Consider the following 15,871-nt stretch of genomic DNA (forward strand, 5'->3'; position numbering starts at 1 on the left):
ACGGTCCATGGCGAGACCACCTTTGTTTCAACGCGCGACCGTGACCCGGATCGTGAAGGAGACCGACGACGCCCGCACCTACGTGCTCGCCCCCCTCGACGGCCCCTTCACCTACAGATCGGGGCAGTTCTGCACCTTCAAGGTGAACGTCGACGGCACCGATCTGTACCGCTCGTACTCGATGTCGAGCGCACCCGAGACCGACACCGAGATGATGACCACCGTCAAGCGGGTGACCGGCGGAGCCGTCTCGAACTGGCTGCACGACAACATCGCAGAAGGCGACGAGGTCGAGATCACCCGACCCGCAGGCACTTTCCTTCTTCGCGACGCAGCCGGTCCGGTGCTCGGCTTCGCCGGCGGAAGCGGCATCACGCCGATCCTGTCGCTCGCCAAGAGCGCACTCGCGACGACCGACCGGCCGGTGCGCCTGCTGATCGCCGACCGCGACCGCGCGTCCGCGATCTTCGCGAGCCTCACCGATGAACTCGTCGACCGGTACGCGGGTCGCCTCGAGGTGGTGCGGCACTTCGACGACGAGAGCGGACTGCTCACTCCCGACGCCGTGCGCGCCTTCGTCGGATCGGACGGCGGCGCCGACAGCTACCTGTGCGGACCGGAAGCGTTCATGGACATGGTCGAGGCCGCGCTCCCCGGCCCCGGCAACATCTACAGCGAACGGTTCGGCAGCGCAGCCGAACCCATCAAGGCCGAGGACGCCCAGGAGGCGGAGTCCGCCCCGAGCGGCGAGGTGACGGGCACCGTCTCGATCCGGCTCGGCAACCAGCGCGTGTCCGTGCCCCGGCACGCCGGTGAGACACTGCTCGAGAGCGCGCGTCGCGCGGGCCTGGCGCCGCCGTTCTCGTGCGAGGCGGGCAACTGCGCGACCTGCATCGCCAAGGTCACCCACGGCAGCGCGACGATGCGTGTCAACGACGCACTGTCCGAGGAGGAGATCGCCGACGGCTACATCCTCACCTGCCAGGGCGTGCCCGACAGCGAGGACATCAAGGTCAAGTACGTCTGATCCCGATTCGGTTGTTTCGACGGCGTCATACGCGGTCGAAACAACCGGATTTTCATCGGTAGGTCGGCCGCGCAGGAAGCCCGCGCGGGTTCCGTTGTAAGGCGGTGAGCACGTCGTCGACGTCGACCACGTGCCGGTTTCCGCGCTCTCACGCCTGTCGGCCGGTGATCACGAGAAGCCAGTCCTCGTCTCCGCCCGCGTTCGGCCCAGGTGTGGAGATGTCGCCGTTCTCGTCGGGAGTGGCCGGCTGCCGAGGTCCGGTCGCGTCGGCGGGGTCGATCCACTCGAGGGTCGCCGACTCCGGCACCAGGGCAGGATCGAGCCGGATCGTGCGCTGCGTCGGGACATAGACGACGGCGAGTGAACCGTCGGGTGTCCGGGCGGCGGTGACGTACTCGTCGTCGAGGACGTCGATCATCTCGTCGCTCGTCCACGGGGTGCCGCGACCTGCGACGACGAGAGGTTCGTCGATGTCCGGCACGAGCTCCCACCACGGCCACGATTGCCATAGCTCGCGTATCGCTCGCAGTTGCGCGACGGCCGAGGTGTCCAGTCGGGACTCCCACCCGTCCGGGAACTCCCAGTCGTCGGAACCCCGGAACTCGCCGGGCGAACCGGAGGTCAGTGCCCACAACGCCTGACGTCGGAGTGTCTCGTCGGTGGTCGGCGCCGTGTCCTCCTGGTTGTTCTCGCCTTCGTAGTTGCCCTCCGAGAACAGTGCGGGTCGCGGGTCGCGGGTTCCGTCGGCACGCTCGTAGGCCTGCAGGACCGCCTGATAGGTCGGCGCGTAGGTGTAGACGAAGTTCCAGTCCACGATCGGTTCCCAGAACGGATGATCCGTCGAGAGCAGCTTGTCCCAGCCCAGCTGGATCGTGAACGGTGCGCCGGAGCCGGCATCTCGAATCCCGTCGAGCATCGCGCGCAGCACGAGGTCGGACTCGGCACCGGCCGCGAGATCCTCGGCCTCCGGCGAGTAGTCGCCACCGGTCATCCAGACGATGTTCGGGAACTCCGCGTACCGCTGAGCGAACCGCCGCCCGTATTCGAAGGCCTGTTCCGGCGTGGTCGACGCGAAGACGTGGGTGAGATTCCATCCGTCCATGGGATACAGGAACACCGTGTTCCCGTGGCGGCACGCGATCCGGAGGTAATCGTCGACGCGCGACCAGTACGCCTCGTTCCACTGCGTGATGTCGCCGTCGACGAACGGTTCGATGCCGTCGAAGGTGGCGCCTTCGTAGCTCGGCCCGCCGTTCACCGGCACGACGATCGCCGACATGATCGACGCGTTGAACCCGTTGCTCTCACGGTCGGTGAAGTACAGCTCGGTCTGCTCGGGCGACCAGTCGGCCATCCCCGACCACGGCGAGTCGCCGCGGACGAGGACGGGATCGCCGTACTGATCCTCGAAATGGCGACCGTCGGCGCTGACGGACGAGACGAAGCGATGGTCGGCGGCGTCGCATTCCGCATCCACCGCCGGGACGTTCGTCGGCTCCTCCTGGTCTCCGGCATCGGAACAGGCCGCGACCAGGAGCAACACCATCGCCAGGACTGCTCGTTTCATCGCCACCCCTACCGCGCCCGTGGTACGTCCAGGCTACGGAGGGGACGTCGGTTGCGAGTGCGTTCAGTGAACCCGCCGAGGGATCAAGCAGGTCCCACGGTCACCGTTGCATCGGTGTGCTCACCCAGCTTCGGGGGCGGTCCGTACTGCGGTTCGTACCCGAGCACCCGGATCGGGCTGCCCACCAGGCGGAAATCACCGGCGGTGACGACCATCTCGGGAGTCGCATCGAGAGCGTCGGGCAGCGAACGGACCGCGGCCGCCGGCACCCCGAGGGGGCGGAGACGGGCCTCCCAGCCGGCAGCGGTGTCGCGCGAGAGCGCCTCGGTGACCACGGTGAGTACCTCGTCGCGCCGTTGTGCGCGTTCGGCCATGATCGGGAACCCGTCGATCCCGGCCTCGGCCGCGAAGATCCGCCAGAACCCGTCGTGCGTGACGAACAGCGCGAGCGTGCCCTCGGCGGTCGGGAACAGCTGGGCGGGAACGTAGTACGAGTGTGCCCCGTTCGGCATGCGTCGCGGCTCGGTGCCCTCGTTCAGATATGCCGAGGCGCGGTAGTTGAGCTGCGACAGCATGACGTCGCGCAACGACACGTCGACCTGGCCCCCGCGACCGGACACGATCTGCGCGAGCAGACCGAGCGCGGCGGTCATGCCCGTGGAGTTGTCGGCTGCCGAGTAACCGGGCAGCATCGGTGGTCCGTCGGGGTCGCCGGTCAGCGACGCGACACCGGTCTGGGCCTGGACGACGTAGTCGAAGGCTGGATCGTCGCCGCCGTCGAGCCCGTATCCCGTGATCGCGACGCAGACGATCTTCTCGTTCCATCTGCGCAGCGCGTCGTAGGTCAGGCCGAACTTCCGGATGGCCGACGGCTTGAGATTGACCAGTAGCGCATGGGATTCGGTAGCGAGTTCGCCGAGGCGGCGCATGCCGTCGTCGGTCGTCAGGTCGAGGCAGATGCTGCGCTTGCCCCGGTTGAGGCTCGCGAAGTAGGCGTCGCTCACCTGGCGGGAAAGATCCCCGGTGGGTGGCTCGATCTTCGTCACCTCGGCCCCGAGATCGGCCAGCAGCATCGTCGCGTACGGGCCCGCGAGGATGTGGCCGACCTCGAGGATTCTGATCCCCGCGAGCGGACCTGCCGTCACCGCAGTTCCTTCACGAGTTCGGCGACGACCTCGCGGGTGCGGTACTTCGACGCGACCAGCTCGTCGCGGGTGTTGCCGATCGGCAGCAGTCGCATCGACAGGTCGGTGACGCCGGCCTCCTCGTAGCGGCGGAAACCGGCGAGGATCGCGTCCTCGTCGCCGACGATCGCCATGTCGCCGATGTCCTTCGCCTGCCCGTGTTCGAGGAGCCGCTGGTAGTTGGGCGAGATCTCCGCCTCGGCGAGAATGCGATTGGCGCGCTCGCGGGCGACGTCGACCTCCGTGGGTGCGCACAGGCAGACCGGCACACCGGCTACGATCCGCGGCTTGGGCTTACCCGCCTCCTCCGCGGCCTTGGTGATGCGCGGGGCGATGTGTTCGGCGATGGCGCGTTCGTCGGCCATCCACAGCACGGTGCCGTCGGCAAGTTCGCCGGCGATCTTCAGCATGACCGGACCGAGCGCCGCAACGAGGACCGGCATGGGCGCAACAGGCGCGATGTCGAGGGGGTTGTGGACCGTGAAGGTGTCGTTCTCGACGTCGATCGAACCCGGCAGGTCGCGCGCGGCGTTCAGCACCTCGAGATAGTCGCGCGTGTACTTCGCGGGCTTGTCGTAGGGCAGGCCGAGCATGTCCTGCACGATCCAGTGGTGCGACGGGCCGACGCCGAGGGCGAGGCGGCCGCCGAGCGCGGCATGCGTCGACAGCGACTGCCGCACCAGGTGGACCGGATGCTGCGCCTGCAGAGGCACGACGGCCGTACCGATCTCGATACGGGACGTTCTCGTCCCCATCAGGGCGACAGCCGTCAATGCGTCGAAGTCGGTGGGGATCTGCGGGACCCACACGGTGTCGAGGTCGGCCGATTCTGCCCACTCGACGTCCTTCAGCATGCGGTCGACCTTGCGGTTGGTATCACCCTGTTCCGGGCCGACCATCACTCCGATACGCACGATTCCTCCAGGTTCCCGAGCTCGATGATGTGTGATGCGGGTCAGGACGCGTCCGGCGTCCCGGTCAACTTGCGGATCTCGCTGACCAGCACGTCCAGCGGTGTGCTCGTGGGGAACACCGCCGCGGCACCCGCATCGAGTAGTTTCGGCACGTCGCCCTGGGGGATCGTTCCGCCGACGATGACATCGATGTCGCCGGCGTCGGCAGCGCGCAGGCCCTCGACGACCTTGGTGGTGAGTGCGATGTGCGCACCCGACAGGATGCTCAGACCGACCACCGCCACGTCCTCCTGCACGGCGATCGAGACGATGTCCTCGACCTTCTGGCGGATTCCGGTGTAGACGACCTCGAAGCCCGCGTCGCGCAACGCACGCGCGACGATCTTCGCCCCGCGGTCGTGTCCGTCGAGTCCGGGCTTGGCGACGAGAATGCGGGCGGTCATCAGAACACCACCGGCTGCTGGAACTCGCCCCACACGTTCTTCAGCGTGGAGACCATCTCTCCGACGGTGCAATACGCGTTGGCGCAATCGATCAGGGAATGCATGAGATTGTCGGTTCCTTCCGCTGCGCGGGACAGGGCCGCGAGTGTGGTGCGCACCGCGTCGGGGTCGCGTTCGGCCTTGACCTTCGCGAGTCGCTTCAGCTGCATCTCGCGGCCTTCGGCGTCGAGTTCGTAGGTGGAGATCTCGGGCTGGGGTTCGTCGGAGACGAACTTGTTCACACCGACCACCGGCCGGTCGCCGTTCTCGATCTCCTGGTGGATCTTGTAGGCCTCGTCGGCGATGAGGCCCTGCAGGTAGCCGTCCTCGATCGCGCGGACCATACCGCCGTGCTCTTCGAGATCAGCCATGATCTCGACGATGCGCTCCTCGGTCGCATCGGTGAGCGCCTCGACGAAGTACGACCCGCCGAGGGGGTCGGCGACGCGGGTCACACCGGTCTCGTACGCGAGGATCTGCTGCGTGCGCAGCGCGAGGGTCGCCGATTCCTCACTGGGCAGGGCGAACGGTTCGTCCCAGGCCGCGGTGAACATCGACTGCACGCCGCCGAGCACCGACGCCATAGACTCGTAGGCGACGCGCACGAGATTGTTCTGTGCCTGCGGCGCATACAGCGACGCCCCACCTGCGACACACCCGAAGCGGAACATCGACGCCTTGTCGGTGGTGGCGCCGTAGCGTTCGCGCACGATCGTCGCCCAACGACGTCGTCCGGCACGGTATTTGGCGATCTCCTCGAAGAAGTCACCGTGGGTGTAGAAGAAGAACGAGATCTGCGGGGCGAACTGATCGATGGTCATCCGTCCGCGTTCGACCACGGTGTCGCAGTAGGTGACACCGTCGGCGAGGGTGAACGCCATCTCCTGCACCGCGTTCGCGCCGGCGTCGCGGAAGTGGGCTCCGGCCACCGAGATCGCGTTGAAGCGCGGCACTTCCGCGGCACAGAACTCGATGGTGTCGGCGATGAGGCGGAGCGACGGCTCGGGCGGCCAGATCCACGTGCCGCGGGAGGCGTACTCCTTGAGGATGTCGTTCTGGATGGTACCGGTGAGCTTCTCGCGCGGTACCCCCTTCTTCTCCGCGGCGGCGACGTAGAACGCCAGCAGGATCGCGGCGGTGCCGTTGATGGTGAAGCTCGTACTGATCTTGTCGAGCGGGATGCCGTCGAACAGCACCTCGGCATCGGCGAGCGTGTCGACGGCGACGCCGACGCGGCCCACCTCCTCGCCGACCTCGGGGTCGTCGGAGTCGTAGCCGCACTGGGTCGGCAGATCGAGCGCGACCGACAGTCCGGTGCCGCCTTGGTCGAGCAGGTAGCGATAGCGGCGGTTGGACTCCTCCGCAGTACCGAACCCGGAGTACTGACGAAACGTCCACAACCGGCCCCGATAGCCGTTGGAGAAGTTCCCGCGCGTGAAGGGGAAGCTTCCCGGCGCCGGCGGTTCGGTAGCACGGTCGCCCGGCCCGTAGACAGGCTCGAGCGGGATACCCGACGAGGTTTCTGCGAAGTCGTTCACACCGGATACATTACTTGCAGAAAAAGAGAATGCCAATATCATTGGCGAGAACAGAGCTGAATACCCGAAGTCGACCAGGGAGAACGATGTCGAGCCAGAATGCCCTCAGCGACCGCACCATGGTCATCTCCGGCGCGAGCCGCGGTATTGGACTGGCCATCGCGGTCGCCGCTGCCCGCCGGGGCGCGAACGTGGTACTCCTGGCCAAGACCGCCGAGCCCCACCCGAAATTGAAGGGAACGGTGCACACCGCCGTCGCCGACATCGAGGCCGCCGGCGGCAAGGCCGTCGCGGTGGTGGGCGACGTCCGGAAGGAGGACGACGTTCAGCGAGCCGTCGACACGGCGGTCGAGCGGTTCGGCGGTGTGGACATCTGCGTCAACAACGCCAGCGCCATCGCCACCGAACCCACCGAATCCCTCTCGGTGAAGAAGTACGACCTGATGCAGGAGATCAACTGCCGCGGAACGTTCCTGCTCTCCAAGGCGGCGCTGCCGCACCTGCGGGAGTCGTCCAACCCGCACATCCTCACCATCGCCCCGCCGGTCAACATGAACCCGTACTGGCTCGGCGTACACCCTTCGTACACGCTGTCGAAGTACGGAATGTCGCTGCTCACTCTGGGGTTCGCGGCCGAATACGACGACGCCGGCGTCGCGGCGAACTGCCTGTGGCCCGAAACCTACATCGCGACCTCCGCCGTGGCCAACACCCCCGACGGCGAAGCGCTGATCGCCGCCTCCCGCAGCCCGGAGATCATGGCCGACGCCGCCGTCGAGATCCTCTCGCGACCGGCGAAGACGACCACCGGACAGTGCTTCGTCGACGCCGACGTCCTTGCCGAGGCCGGGGTGACGGACCTGTCGCGGTACGGTGGCGGCGACAACCCGCGCTGGGATTTCTTCCTCGACAAGGACTGACGTTCAGTTCCGACGGACGCGGACGGCGGTGCCGGCACACAGCACGACGACGGCACCGCCCGCCACCACCGCCCAGGTCAACGGCTCTCCCAGCAGCCAGGCGGCCCAGCCGACCGTCATGATCGGCTGGGTCAGTTGCACCTGCCCCACCCGCGCCATCGGCCCGATCGCCAGACCTCGGTACCACGCGAAGAACCCCAGGAACATACTGACGATGCCGAGATAGGCGAACGATGCCCAGTGCGTCACCCCACCCTGCGGCACTCCGTCGGCGAGCGAGACCAGGGTGAGTGTCACCATCAGCGGCGACCCCAGTACCAGCGCCCACGAGATCGTCTGCCACGCACCGATCTCCCGCGCCAGCAGTCCGCCCTCCGCATAGCCGAGGGCCGCGGCGACCACCGCGCCGAGCAACAGCAGATCGGCTCGGCCGAATCCCGCGAAACCTCCGCCACGCAGGCCCGCGAAGGCCATGACGGCGACTGTCCCCGCACCCGCCGCAACCCAGAACGGGATCGGCGGCCGTTCATGGGCCCGCAACACCGCGACCACCGCGGTCGCGGCCGGAAGGATCGCGATGACGATCGCGCTGTGGTTCGCCGGTGCCGTGGTCAGGGCGTACGAGGTGAGCGTGGGAAATCCGATCACCACCCCACCCGTGACGACGGCGATCCTGCGCCACTGATGCGTGTTCGGGAGTCGTTGCCCCGTGAACGCGAGTGCCAGAGCGGCGAGAACCGCCGCGACGACCGCGCGGCCGGCGGCGACGAACAGCGGTGACATCGCTCCACTTTCGACGGCGATGCGGGTGAGCGGCACGGTCAGGGAGAAGCCTGCGACGCCGAGCAGACCCCAGGCGAGCCCGCGAGGATCGGGCGATAGCACTGGCCCGGCCGACACGATAGCGCTACTCTTCAATCTCATGTCGAACAGTAGCAGTTCCCAGCTCGTGGCGGAACTGACCCGGTGGATCGCCACCGCAGCACCCGGCGCCCGGTTGCCGTCGACGAGATCGCTCGTCGCGCAGTACGGCGTCAGCCCCGTCACGGTGCAGAAAGCATTGAAGACACTCCAGACCCGGGGTCTCGTGGAGAGTCGCACCGGTGTGGGAACCTTCGTCCGCCGGATCCGCACGTCGAACACGATCGATCACAGCTGGCAGACGGAAGCGCTCGGAACGGCTCCCTCGTTGCCTCGCGCCTCCGCCGCCCTGCGCACCGTGTCCAACGATGTGGTCTCACTCCACTCGGGCTATCCCGACCGCACGCTGCTTCCCGAACGCCTTGTCCGCGGAGCATATTCACGCGCAGCCCGCAGCGACGCCGCTGTAGGACGGACACCTGCTGCAGGACTTCCCGAACTGCAGGAGTGGTTCGCCGCGGAGCTGTCGGAAGCGACGAACGCGCGCACAGCCCCGCCGTCCGCGGGCGACGTGATCATCACCCCTGGCAGTCAGAGCGGGCTCGGGTCGATCTTCCGCGCACTCGTCGGCGCCGGTAATCCCCTCATCGTGGAGTCACCGACCTATTGGGGTGCAATCCTCGCGGCCACGAAGGCCGGCGTGCAGCTCGTACCGGTTTCCAGCGGACCCAACGGGCCCGATCCCGACGAACTGGCCCGCGCCTTCGATCGGACCCGGGCCCGCGCCTTCTACGCACAACCGAACTTCGCGAATCCCACCGGGGCGCAATGGTCGTCGCCGACCGGTGAGCGGGTCCTCGACGTCGTGCGCGATGCGGGAGCGTTCGTCATCGAGGACGACTGGGCCCACGACTTCGGGATCTCGGCCCCGTCCGTTCCGCTGTTCGCCCGCGACGATTCGGGCCACGTCGTCTATGTCCGCTCCCTGACCAAGAGTGTCGCGCCGTCGGTGCGGGTCGCGGCGATCGTCGCGCGTGGACCGGCTCGCGAACGCATCCTCGCCGACGTGCAGGCCGAATCCGTCTATGTGAGCGGCGTTCTCCAGACGGTCGCGCTCGACGTCGTCACCCAGCCGGCATGGCAGACCCATCTGCGGGCGGTGCGGCGCGAGCTCGAATCGCGCCGCAACCTTCTCGTGAGCGAACTTCGTGAGCTCGCACCGGATGTGGCTGTCGACGGGCTACCGTCCGGTGGGCTCAACCTGTGGGGCAGGCTCCCGGACGACGTCGACGCCGAGGCCGTCGCGCACGAGTGCGAGGCCGCCGGGGTGCTCGTCGCGGCAGGTGACGAGTGGTTCCCGGCGGAGCCCACCGGTCAGTACCTCCGGCTCAACTACGCAGGACCGAATCCGGCGGCCTTCCGGGAGGCCGCGCGGGTCATCGGAAAAGTTGTCTCCGGCGGGTGAGGGCGAGCGGACGTCACCGGCTCGTGCGGCGCCGGCGGGCCTTCCTCACCCGGGTGCGTTCGTCCTCTGTGAGCCCACCCCAGATCCCGTAGCGTTCACCGGAATCGAGGGCGTACTGCAGGCACTTCTCCCGCACCGGACAACGAGCGCAGACCTTCTTGGCCGAGGCCATCCGGTTCTCCCTCGCGTCGCCCCGCTCGTTGTCCGGGTGGAAGAACAACGATCCGTCTGAGTCGCGACAAGCCGCGTCCATCTGCCAATCCCATTCCTCGGTAACGGGAGGCGGCAGATAGAGCAACTTCAGCGCGGGCATGTCCTATCTCCCTCCATCGCGCAGGGTGCGGTAGACCTCGATCAGGTGGTCGGTGGACGCGTCGCCGGTCTCGGGGATCTCGTCGCCGGCGAGCACCGTCTGCAGGGCGGTGGCCTGGGTCTTGCCGAGTTCGACGCCCCACTGGTCGAACGAGTCGATCCCCCACACGACGCCTTGGACGAAGGTCTGATGTTCGTAGAAGGCGATGATCTGCCCGACCACCGACGGGGTCAGTTCCGGGGCGAGGATCGTCGTCGACGGCCGATCCCCGGGCATCACCTTGTGCGCCACCAACGCCTCGTCGACGCCGTCGGCGCGGACCTCGTCGGCATCACGCCCGAAGGCCAACACTTTGGCCTGGGCGAACATGTTCGCCAGCAACAACACCTGCATCGAGGTTTGCCCGTCGCGGGCCGGTAGGTCGTCGCCGCTACGGGCCAGGCCGAGGAAGTCGACGGGGACGATCTCGGTGCCCTGGTGCAACAGCTGGAAGAAGGCGTGCTGACCGTTGGTACCGGGCTCACCCCAGAACACCTCCCCGGTCGGACACGCCACCGGTGTGCCGTCGGCGCGCACGGATTTGCCGTTCGATTCCATGGTCAGCTGCTGCAGATAGGCCGGCAGCCGCGCCAGATCCTGCGCATAGGGCACCACCGCGCGCGACCGATAACCGAGGATGCTCGCATTCCACACCCCGATCACCCCCGCCAGCAACGGTGCGTTCCGGGCCGGGGCGGTGGTGGCGAAGTGGGTGTCGATGGTGTGCATGCCGGCGAGGAACTCGGCGAACCGCTCGCGTCCGATGGCGCACATCACCGCCAGCCCGATCGCCGAGCCGACCGAATAGCGTCCGCCGACCCAGTCCCAGAACTCGAACATGTTCGCCGGGTCGATACCGAACTCGACCACCCGCTCGGTGTGCGTCGACACCGCGACGAAATGCTTCGCCACGGCGTCTTCACCGAGGGCGTCGACGAGCCAGCGGCGGGCGGCGGTGGCGTTGGAGAGGGTTTCGAGGGTGGAAAACGTCTTCGACGCGACGATGAACACGGTCGTCGCCGGGTCCAGGTCGGCCAGTGCCGCGGTCAGATCGGCGGGGTCGACGTTGGAGACGAACCGCGTCGCCGGCCCGTCGTGGAAGCGCCGCAGTGCGCGGGTGACCATCGCCGGGCCGAGATCGGAGCCGCCGATGCCGATGTTGACCACCGTGGTGATCTGCTGCCCGGTGGCGCCGCGCCAGTCGCCGCTGCGGAGGCGGTCGGTGAACTCGCCCATCCGGTCGAGCACGGCATGGACATCGGCGACGACATCGACCCCGTCGACGATCAACTGCGCATCGCGTGGCAGGCGCAGGGCGGTGTGCAGCACCGCCCGATCCTCGGTGACGTTGATGTGCTCACCCGAGAGCATCGCCTCCCGAGCCGCGGCCACACCCGTCTGCTCCGCCAGCTGGAGGAGCAGTTCGAGAGTGCGACCGGTGAGACGTTGTTTGCTGAAGTCGACCACCAGATCCCCGGCGTGCGAGGTCAACGCCTGCGCGCGCTGCGGTTCGATCGCGAACAGCTCCCGCAGGGACACCGCGGCGATCTCGTCGCGATGGGCATCGAGGGCTCGCCAGGCCTCCGTGGTCGTCACATCCTGTGTTTCCGTATCCATGTTTCTGCCAACGTCTTTCGTCACGCCAGTGCGCGCAGGCGCGGGGCGAGGTCGCGCTCGAACAACTCCAGGAACCGCTTCTGATCATGACCCGGCGCATGGAACACCAGATGATTCAACCCCGCATCGACATACGCCCTGACCTGCTCGACCGCCTCGTCCGGATCCGACGCCACGATCCACCGCTTGGCGACCTGCTCGATCGGCAACGCATCCGCCGCCGCCTCCATCTCCATCGGATCATCGATCGAATGCTTCTGCTCCGGCGTGAGCGACAGCGGTGCCCAGAACCGGGTGTTCTCCAGCGCCTTGTCCGGATCGGTGTCGTACGAGATCTTGATCTCGATCATTCTGTCGATCTGCGCGACATCCCGCTCCGCCTTCTCCGCCCCCTCGGCGACGGCCGGCAACAGCTTGTCGGTGTAGAGCTCCATGCCCTTACCCGAGGTGCAGATGAACCCGTCCCCCGCGCGTCCGGCATAGCGAGCAACCACCGGGCCGCCGGCGGCGACGTAGACCGGGATGCCGCCTTCGGGCACGTCGTAGATCGACGCGCCCTTGGTGGTGTAGTACTCGCCCTCGAAATCGACCCGGTCTCCGCGCCACAGCTCACGCATCAACCGCACCGATTCGCGCAGCCGGGCGAAGCGTTCCTTGAACTCCGGCCACTGGCCGGCGTAGCCGGTGGCGATCTCGTTGAGTGCTTCACCGGTGCCGACCCCGAGGAAGATCCGTCCCGGATACAGACACCCCATCGTCGCGAAGGCCTGCGCGATCACCGCCGGGTTGTACCGGAACGTCGGCGTGAGCACACTCGTGCCCAGCTGCAACCTTTCGGTGCGCTCCCCCACGGCGGTCATCCACGCCAACGAGAACGGCGCATGCCCACCGTTGTGCCGCCACGGCTGGAAATGATCCGACACCGTCGCCGAATCCATCCCGTGCGCCTCGGCCAACACACCCAACTCCACCAACTCGCGCGGCCCGAACTGCTCCGCCGACGCCTTGTATCCCAACTTCAGCATTACCGTGCAACCTCCGAACAACGTGGTGCCAGCGAAACGATCACGCACTATCGCGCAAATCCTGCACGAAATCATGCACACTGAGCGCAGACAGTGTCAATATCCACGCAAAGGTGTGTCGCCCGTGCGTTATGGTCGTGCACCGACCCCCGACCACGACGTCCGAGTACCCAGAAATTCGAGTGCCCAGAGCTCTAGGAGCAATCGTGTCAGCGACCGCACGGCGACGTGAAATCTTCCACCGAATCCTCGCCGACGGATATGTCGATGCGAAGACCCTCTCGGCCGATCTCGGTGTCGACGCGTCCACGATCCGTCGCGACCTCGATTCGCTCGCCCGCGAAGGGAAGGTCGAGCGCACGCACGGGGGCGCCCGAGCGGTCGAGGGCGCGGGCCTCGAGGTGCCGTACGCCCTCAAGAAGGACGTACGCCGTGAGGAGAAGGTGGCGATCGCGGCGGTAGCGGCCGCCATGGTGTCCGACGGCGACAGCGTGGTGCTCGACAGTGGATCCACAACCTACGAGGTAGCGGTCGCACTGCGACACAAGGCGTCACTGACGGTCCTCACCAATGACCTGCGTATCGCGAAATACGTTGCGGCATTTCCCGATGTCCGGCTTCTCGTGTCCGGAGGCGAGCTCCTCGGCTCGGTCTACACCCTGGTCGGCGACCATGCCGTGCAGTTCCTCTCGGACTACTCGGCCGACTGGGCGTTCCTCGGTGCCGACGCCGTGCACCCCACTGCCGGCATCACCAACACCAACACGCTGGAGATCCCGATCAAGCGGGCGATGATCCGGTCGGCCGAGAAGACGATCGTCGTGGCGGATCGTTCGAAGTTCGGAGAGCGCGCGCTCGCCCGGGTCGCGAGCCTCGACGAGGTCTCGTGCATCGTCACCGACGGCGGCCTCGACGAGGAGAAGCGGGCAGCCTACGGCGACCGACTCGTGATCGCTTCGAACTCTTGACATACAATCATTCGGTTGTACATTTGGAATGTGAGCGGAGGCGACGAGGACCGGGCCGATGCCCTGTTCCACGCGCTCTCCGACCGGACCCGACGAGACATCATGCGACGCGTCCTGGCCGGGGAGCACTCGGTGTCCGCTCTCGCAGCGAACTACGACATGTCCTTCGCCGCAGTACAGAAACACGTCGCCGTGCTGGAGAAGGCCGGTCTGCTCGTGAAGCGACGCAGCGGTCGCAAGCAGTTGGCCAGTGGTGACGTGGCGGCAGTGCGGTCGGTGGCGTCCATGCTCACCGAGATGGAGCAGCTCTGGCGCGGTCGCATCGCGCGCATCGACGAACTCATCGCATCCGAATCCTCCGAGGAAGGCTGAGAAATGCCTGTAACCGACGTCCGGCACGACTCCGACCAGCCGACCCTGACCATCACCGCGGAGTTCGCCGCCCCGGTGTCCCGCATCTGGCAGGTCTACGCCGATCCCCGTCAGCTGGAGAAGATCTGGGGACCCCCGACCTTCCCCGCGACGGTGGTCGACCACAATCTGAAGCCCGGCACCCGTACCACCTACTTCATGACCGGCCCCGATGGTGAGAAGTACGCCGGCTACTGGGATATCACGACCGTCGACGAACCGACGGGCTTCTCGTTCCTGGACGGCTTCGCGGAGCCGGACTTCACCCCGAAGCCGGAACTACCCGTCTCACGGTGCGTCTACAGTTTCGAGGAGTTCGAGGGCGGCACGCGCGCAACCTATGTCAGCACCTACGAGAGCGCCGAAGCGCTCCAGCAGGTTCTGGACATGGGCGTGGTCGAGGGCGCCTCGTCCGCCATCAACCAGATCGACGCATTGGTAGCGGAGCAGTAGCACCGAGCCGAACCCCGGTCCGTGCGGAGAAGAAGTACACCTCGTCGGGTTTCGGGATCACGTGGATCTCGGAACCCGACGAGACGGGCACATGCCGATCCCACCGGACGACGATCCTGTCGGCATCTCCGTCCACGGTGTCCTTCGGCACCGCGTACACGAACGACTCGGCACCGAGTTCCTCGACCAGGACCGTCCGTAGCGACCAGGAGTCGGATCGCCACGCCCCCACGGTCGTCCACGATTCCGGACGGACCCCGATCACCACGCGATCGGAATCCACCGAACGCGGAACGCGGATTCGCAGCGCTCCGAGTTCGGCGTACCCGTCGTGTACAGCTGCCTCGACGAGGTTCATCCCCGGCGACCCCACGAACCCGGCGACGAAGGTGTTCACCGGCTCGTCGTACAACTTCCGAGGCGACGCGACCTGCTGAAGGCGGCCGTTCTCCAGGACGGCGACACGATCTCCCATCGTCATCGCCTCGATCTGGTCGTGGGTCACGTACACGGTGGTGGTGCCGAGCGAACGCTGCAACTCGGCGATCTGCGCGCGGGTGCTGACCCGCAGTTTCGCATCGAGATTCGAAAGCGGCTCGTCCATGCAGAACACTGCCGGGTGACGGACGATCGCGCGCCCCATCGCGACACGCTGACGCTGACCACCCGACAGCTTTCCGGGCTTGCGGTCCAGCAGTGATTCCAGTTCGAGCATCCGGGCGGCTTCGAGCACTCGGGCCGTGCGCTCGTCCTTCTTCATCCCCGCGTTCTGCAGAGCGAAGGCCATGTTCTCCGCCACGGTCATGTTCGGGTAGAGCGCATAGTTCTGGAAAACCATCGCGACGTCACGGGCCTTCGGTGGCAGTCCTGTGACGTCACGACCACCGATCTCCACGCGCCCGGAGTCGACCGCCTCGAGACCGGCGAGCATGCGCAGGCTCGTCGACTTGCCGCATCCCGAGGGCCCGACGAGGACGAGGAATTCCCCGTCCTCGATGTCGAGGTCCAGTCGGTCCACGGCAGGACGATCGGCACCGGGATACCGATGGGTGACGTTGCGGAAGGCGATGGCAGCCAATGGTGTTCC

At 66.9% G+C, this 15,871-nt stretch carries 16 protein-coding genes; 6 read left to right on the forward strand and 10 right to left on the reverse strand.

Annotation, left to right across the window (positions count from 1 at the left end; all coding sequences use genetic code 11):
* Window positions 1-7: 7 nt before the first annotated feature.
* Window positions 8-1,027 carry a ferredoxin--NADP reductase gene (locus LPH33_RS22090; protein ID WP_060650189.1) on the forward strand — a complete coding sequence of 340 codons (1,020 nt, stop codon included), beginning with the start codon at window positions 8-10 and terminating at the stop codon, window positions 1,025-1,027.
* A 148-nt stretch (window positions 1,028-1,175) separates the two neighbouring features.
* Here the strand turns inward: LPH33_RS22090 and LPH33_RS22095 are convergent, their stop codons facing one another.
* From LPH33_RS22095 to LPH33_RS22115, 5 genes are all read right to left on the reverse strand, one after another.
* Window positions 1,176-2,594: a DUF4038 domain-containing protein gene (locus tag LPH33_RS22095; protein ID WP_229566110.1), complete on the reverse strand. Its 1,419-nt coding sequence runs from the start codon at window positions 2,592-2,594 to the stop codon at window positions 1,176-1,178.
* An 83-nt stretch (window positions 2,595-2,677) separates the two neighbouring features.
* Window positions 2,678-3,739, reverse strand: a complete 1,062-nt coding sequence (locus tag LPH33_RS22100; protein WP_229566111.1) for a CaiB/BaiF CoA transferase family protein — start codon at window positions 3,737-3,739, stop codon at window positions 2,678-2,680.
* Window positions 3,736-4,692, reverse strand: a complete 957-nt coding sequence (locus LPH33_RS22105; protein ID WP_229566113.1) for an LLM class F420-dependent oxidoreductase — start codon at window positions 4,690-4,692, stop codon at window positions 3,736-3,738. Before LPH33_RS22105 ends, LPH33_RS22100 begins: the two co-directional genes overlap by 4 nt.
* Before the next feature lie 41 nt (window positions 4,693-4,733).
* Window positions 4,734-5,135, reverse strand: a complete 402-nt coding sequence (locus LPH33_RS22110; protein ID WP_213933437.1) for a cobalamin B12-binding domain-containing protein — start codon at window positions 5,133-5,135, stop codon at window positions 4,734-4,736.
* Window positions 5,135-6,712: a methylmalonyl-CoA mutase family protein gene (locus tag LPH33_RS22115; protein WP_229566114.1), complete on the reverse strand. Its 1,578-nt coding sequence runs from the start codon at window positions 6,710-6,712 to the stop codon at window positions 5,135-5,137. Before LPH33_RS22115 ends, LPH33_RS22110 begins: the two co-directional genes overlap by 1 nt.
* An 86-nt stretch (window positions 6,713-6,798) precedes the next feature.
* Between LPH33_RS22115 and LPH33_RS22120 the strand changes: the two genes are divergently transcribed.
* On the forward strand, window positions 6,799-7,632 hold the full coding sequence (locus LPH33_RS22120) for an SDR family oxidoreductase (protein ID WP_229566115.1): 834 nt from the start codon (window positions 6,799-6,801) through the stop codon (window positions 7,630-7,632).
* Between the two features lie 3 nt (window positions 7,633-7,635).
* Here LPH33_RS22120 and LPH33_RS22125 read toward each other — a convergent pair whose 3' ends face one another.
* The gene (locus tag LPH33_RS22125; protein WP_229566116.1) at window positions 7,636-8,517 is read right to left on the reverse strand and encodes a DMT family transporter; all 882 of its coding nucleotides are present in this window, start codon (window positions 8,515-8,517) and stop codon (window positions 7,636-7,638) included.
* Window positions 8,518-8,554: 37 nt separating this feature from the next.
* Here LPH33_RS22125 and LPH33_RS22130 point away from each other — a divergent pair, with 37 nt between their 5' ends.
* Window positions 8,555-9,958 carry a PLP-dependent aminotransferase family protein gene (locus tag LPH33_RS22130; RefSeq protein ID WP_229566117.1) on the forward strand — a complete coding sequence of 468 codons (1,404 nt, stop codon included), beginning with the start codon at window positions 8,555-8,557 and terminating at the stop codon, window positions 9,956-9,958.
* Between the two features lie 13 nt (window positions 9,959-9,971).
* On the opposite strand, the gene LPH33_RS22135 is transcribed toward LPH33_RS22130, so the two are convergent.
* The 3 genes from LPH33_RS22135 to fgd are packed head-to-tail and all read right to left on the reverse strand — an operon-like array spanning window position 9,972 to window position 12,952.
* Complete coding sequence (locus LPH33_RS22135; protein ID WP_229566118.1) at window positions 9,972-10,271, reverse strand: WhiB family transcriptional regulator; 300 nt, start codon at window positions 10,269-10,271, stop codon at window positions 9,972-9,974.
* Between the two features lie 3 nt (window positions 10,272-10,274).
* Window positions 10,275-11,927, reverse strand: a complete 1,653-nt coding sequence (pgi, locus tag LPH33_RS22140) for a glucose-6-phosphate isomerase (RefSeq protein WP_229566119.1) — start codon at window positions 11,925-11,927, stop codon at window positions 10,275-10,277.
* A 20-nt stretch (window positions 11,928-11,947) separates the two neighbouring features.
* Window positions 11,948-12,952 carry a glucose-6-phosphate dehydrogenase (coenzyme-F420) gene (gene fgd, locus LPH33_RS22145; RefSeq protein ID WP_065995763.1) on the reverse strand — a complete coding sequence of 335 codons (1,005 nt, stop codon included), beginning with the start codon at window positions 12,950-12,952 and terminating at the stop codon, window positions 11,948-11,950.
* Between the two features lie 206 nt (window positions 12,953-13,158).
* Between fgd and LPH33_RS22150 the strand changes: the two genes are divergently transcribed.
* Genes LPH33_RS22150 through LPH33_RS22160 form a run of 3 tightly spaced genes read left to right on the forward strand, consistent with a single transcriptional unit; the run spans window position 13,159 to window position 14,784 of the window.
* Window positions 13,159-13,920: a DeoR/GlpR family DNA-binding transcription regulator gene (locus LPH33_RS22150; protein ID WP_064060819.1), complete on the forward strand. Its 762-nt coding sequence runs from the start codon at window positions 13,159-13,161 to the stop codon at window positions 13,918-13,920.
* Between the two features lie 30 nt (window positions 13,921-13,950).
* Complete coding sequence (locus tag LPH33_RS22155) at window positions 13,951-14,292, forward strand: ArsR/SmtB family transcription factor (RefSeq protein ID WP_229566120.1); 342 nt, start codon at window positions 13,951-13,953, stop codon at window positions 14,290-14,292.
* 3 nt (window positions 14,293-14,295) lie between these two features.
* Window positions 14,296-14,784, forward strand: coding sequence for an SRPBCC family protein (locus tag LPH33_RS22160; RefSeq protein ID WP_024102123.1), 489 nt, complete (start codon window positions 14,296-14,298; stop codon window positions 14,782-14,784).
* Here the strand turns inward: LPH33_RS22160 and LPH33_RS22165 are convergent.
* A complete protein-coding gene (locus tag LPH33_RS22165) occupies window positions 14,750-15,862 on the reverse strand; it encodes an ABC transporter ATP-binding protein (RefSeq protein ID WP_024102124.1) in 1,113 nt (370 codons plus the stop codon). The two genes, LPH33_RS22160 and LPH33_RS22165, sit on opposite strands and share 35 nt — an antisense overlap.
* Between the last annotated feature and the right edge of the window lie 9 nt (window positions 15,863-15,871).

It is taken from the genome of Rhodococcus sp. RDE2, from assembly GCF_020885655.1.
GTDB lineage: Bacteria > Actinomycetota > Actinomycetes > Mycobacteriales > Mycobacteriaceae > Rhodococcus > Rhodococcus pyridinivorans.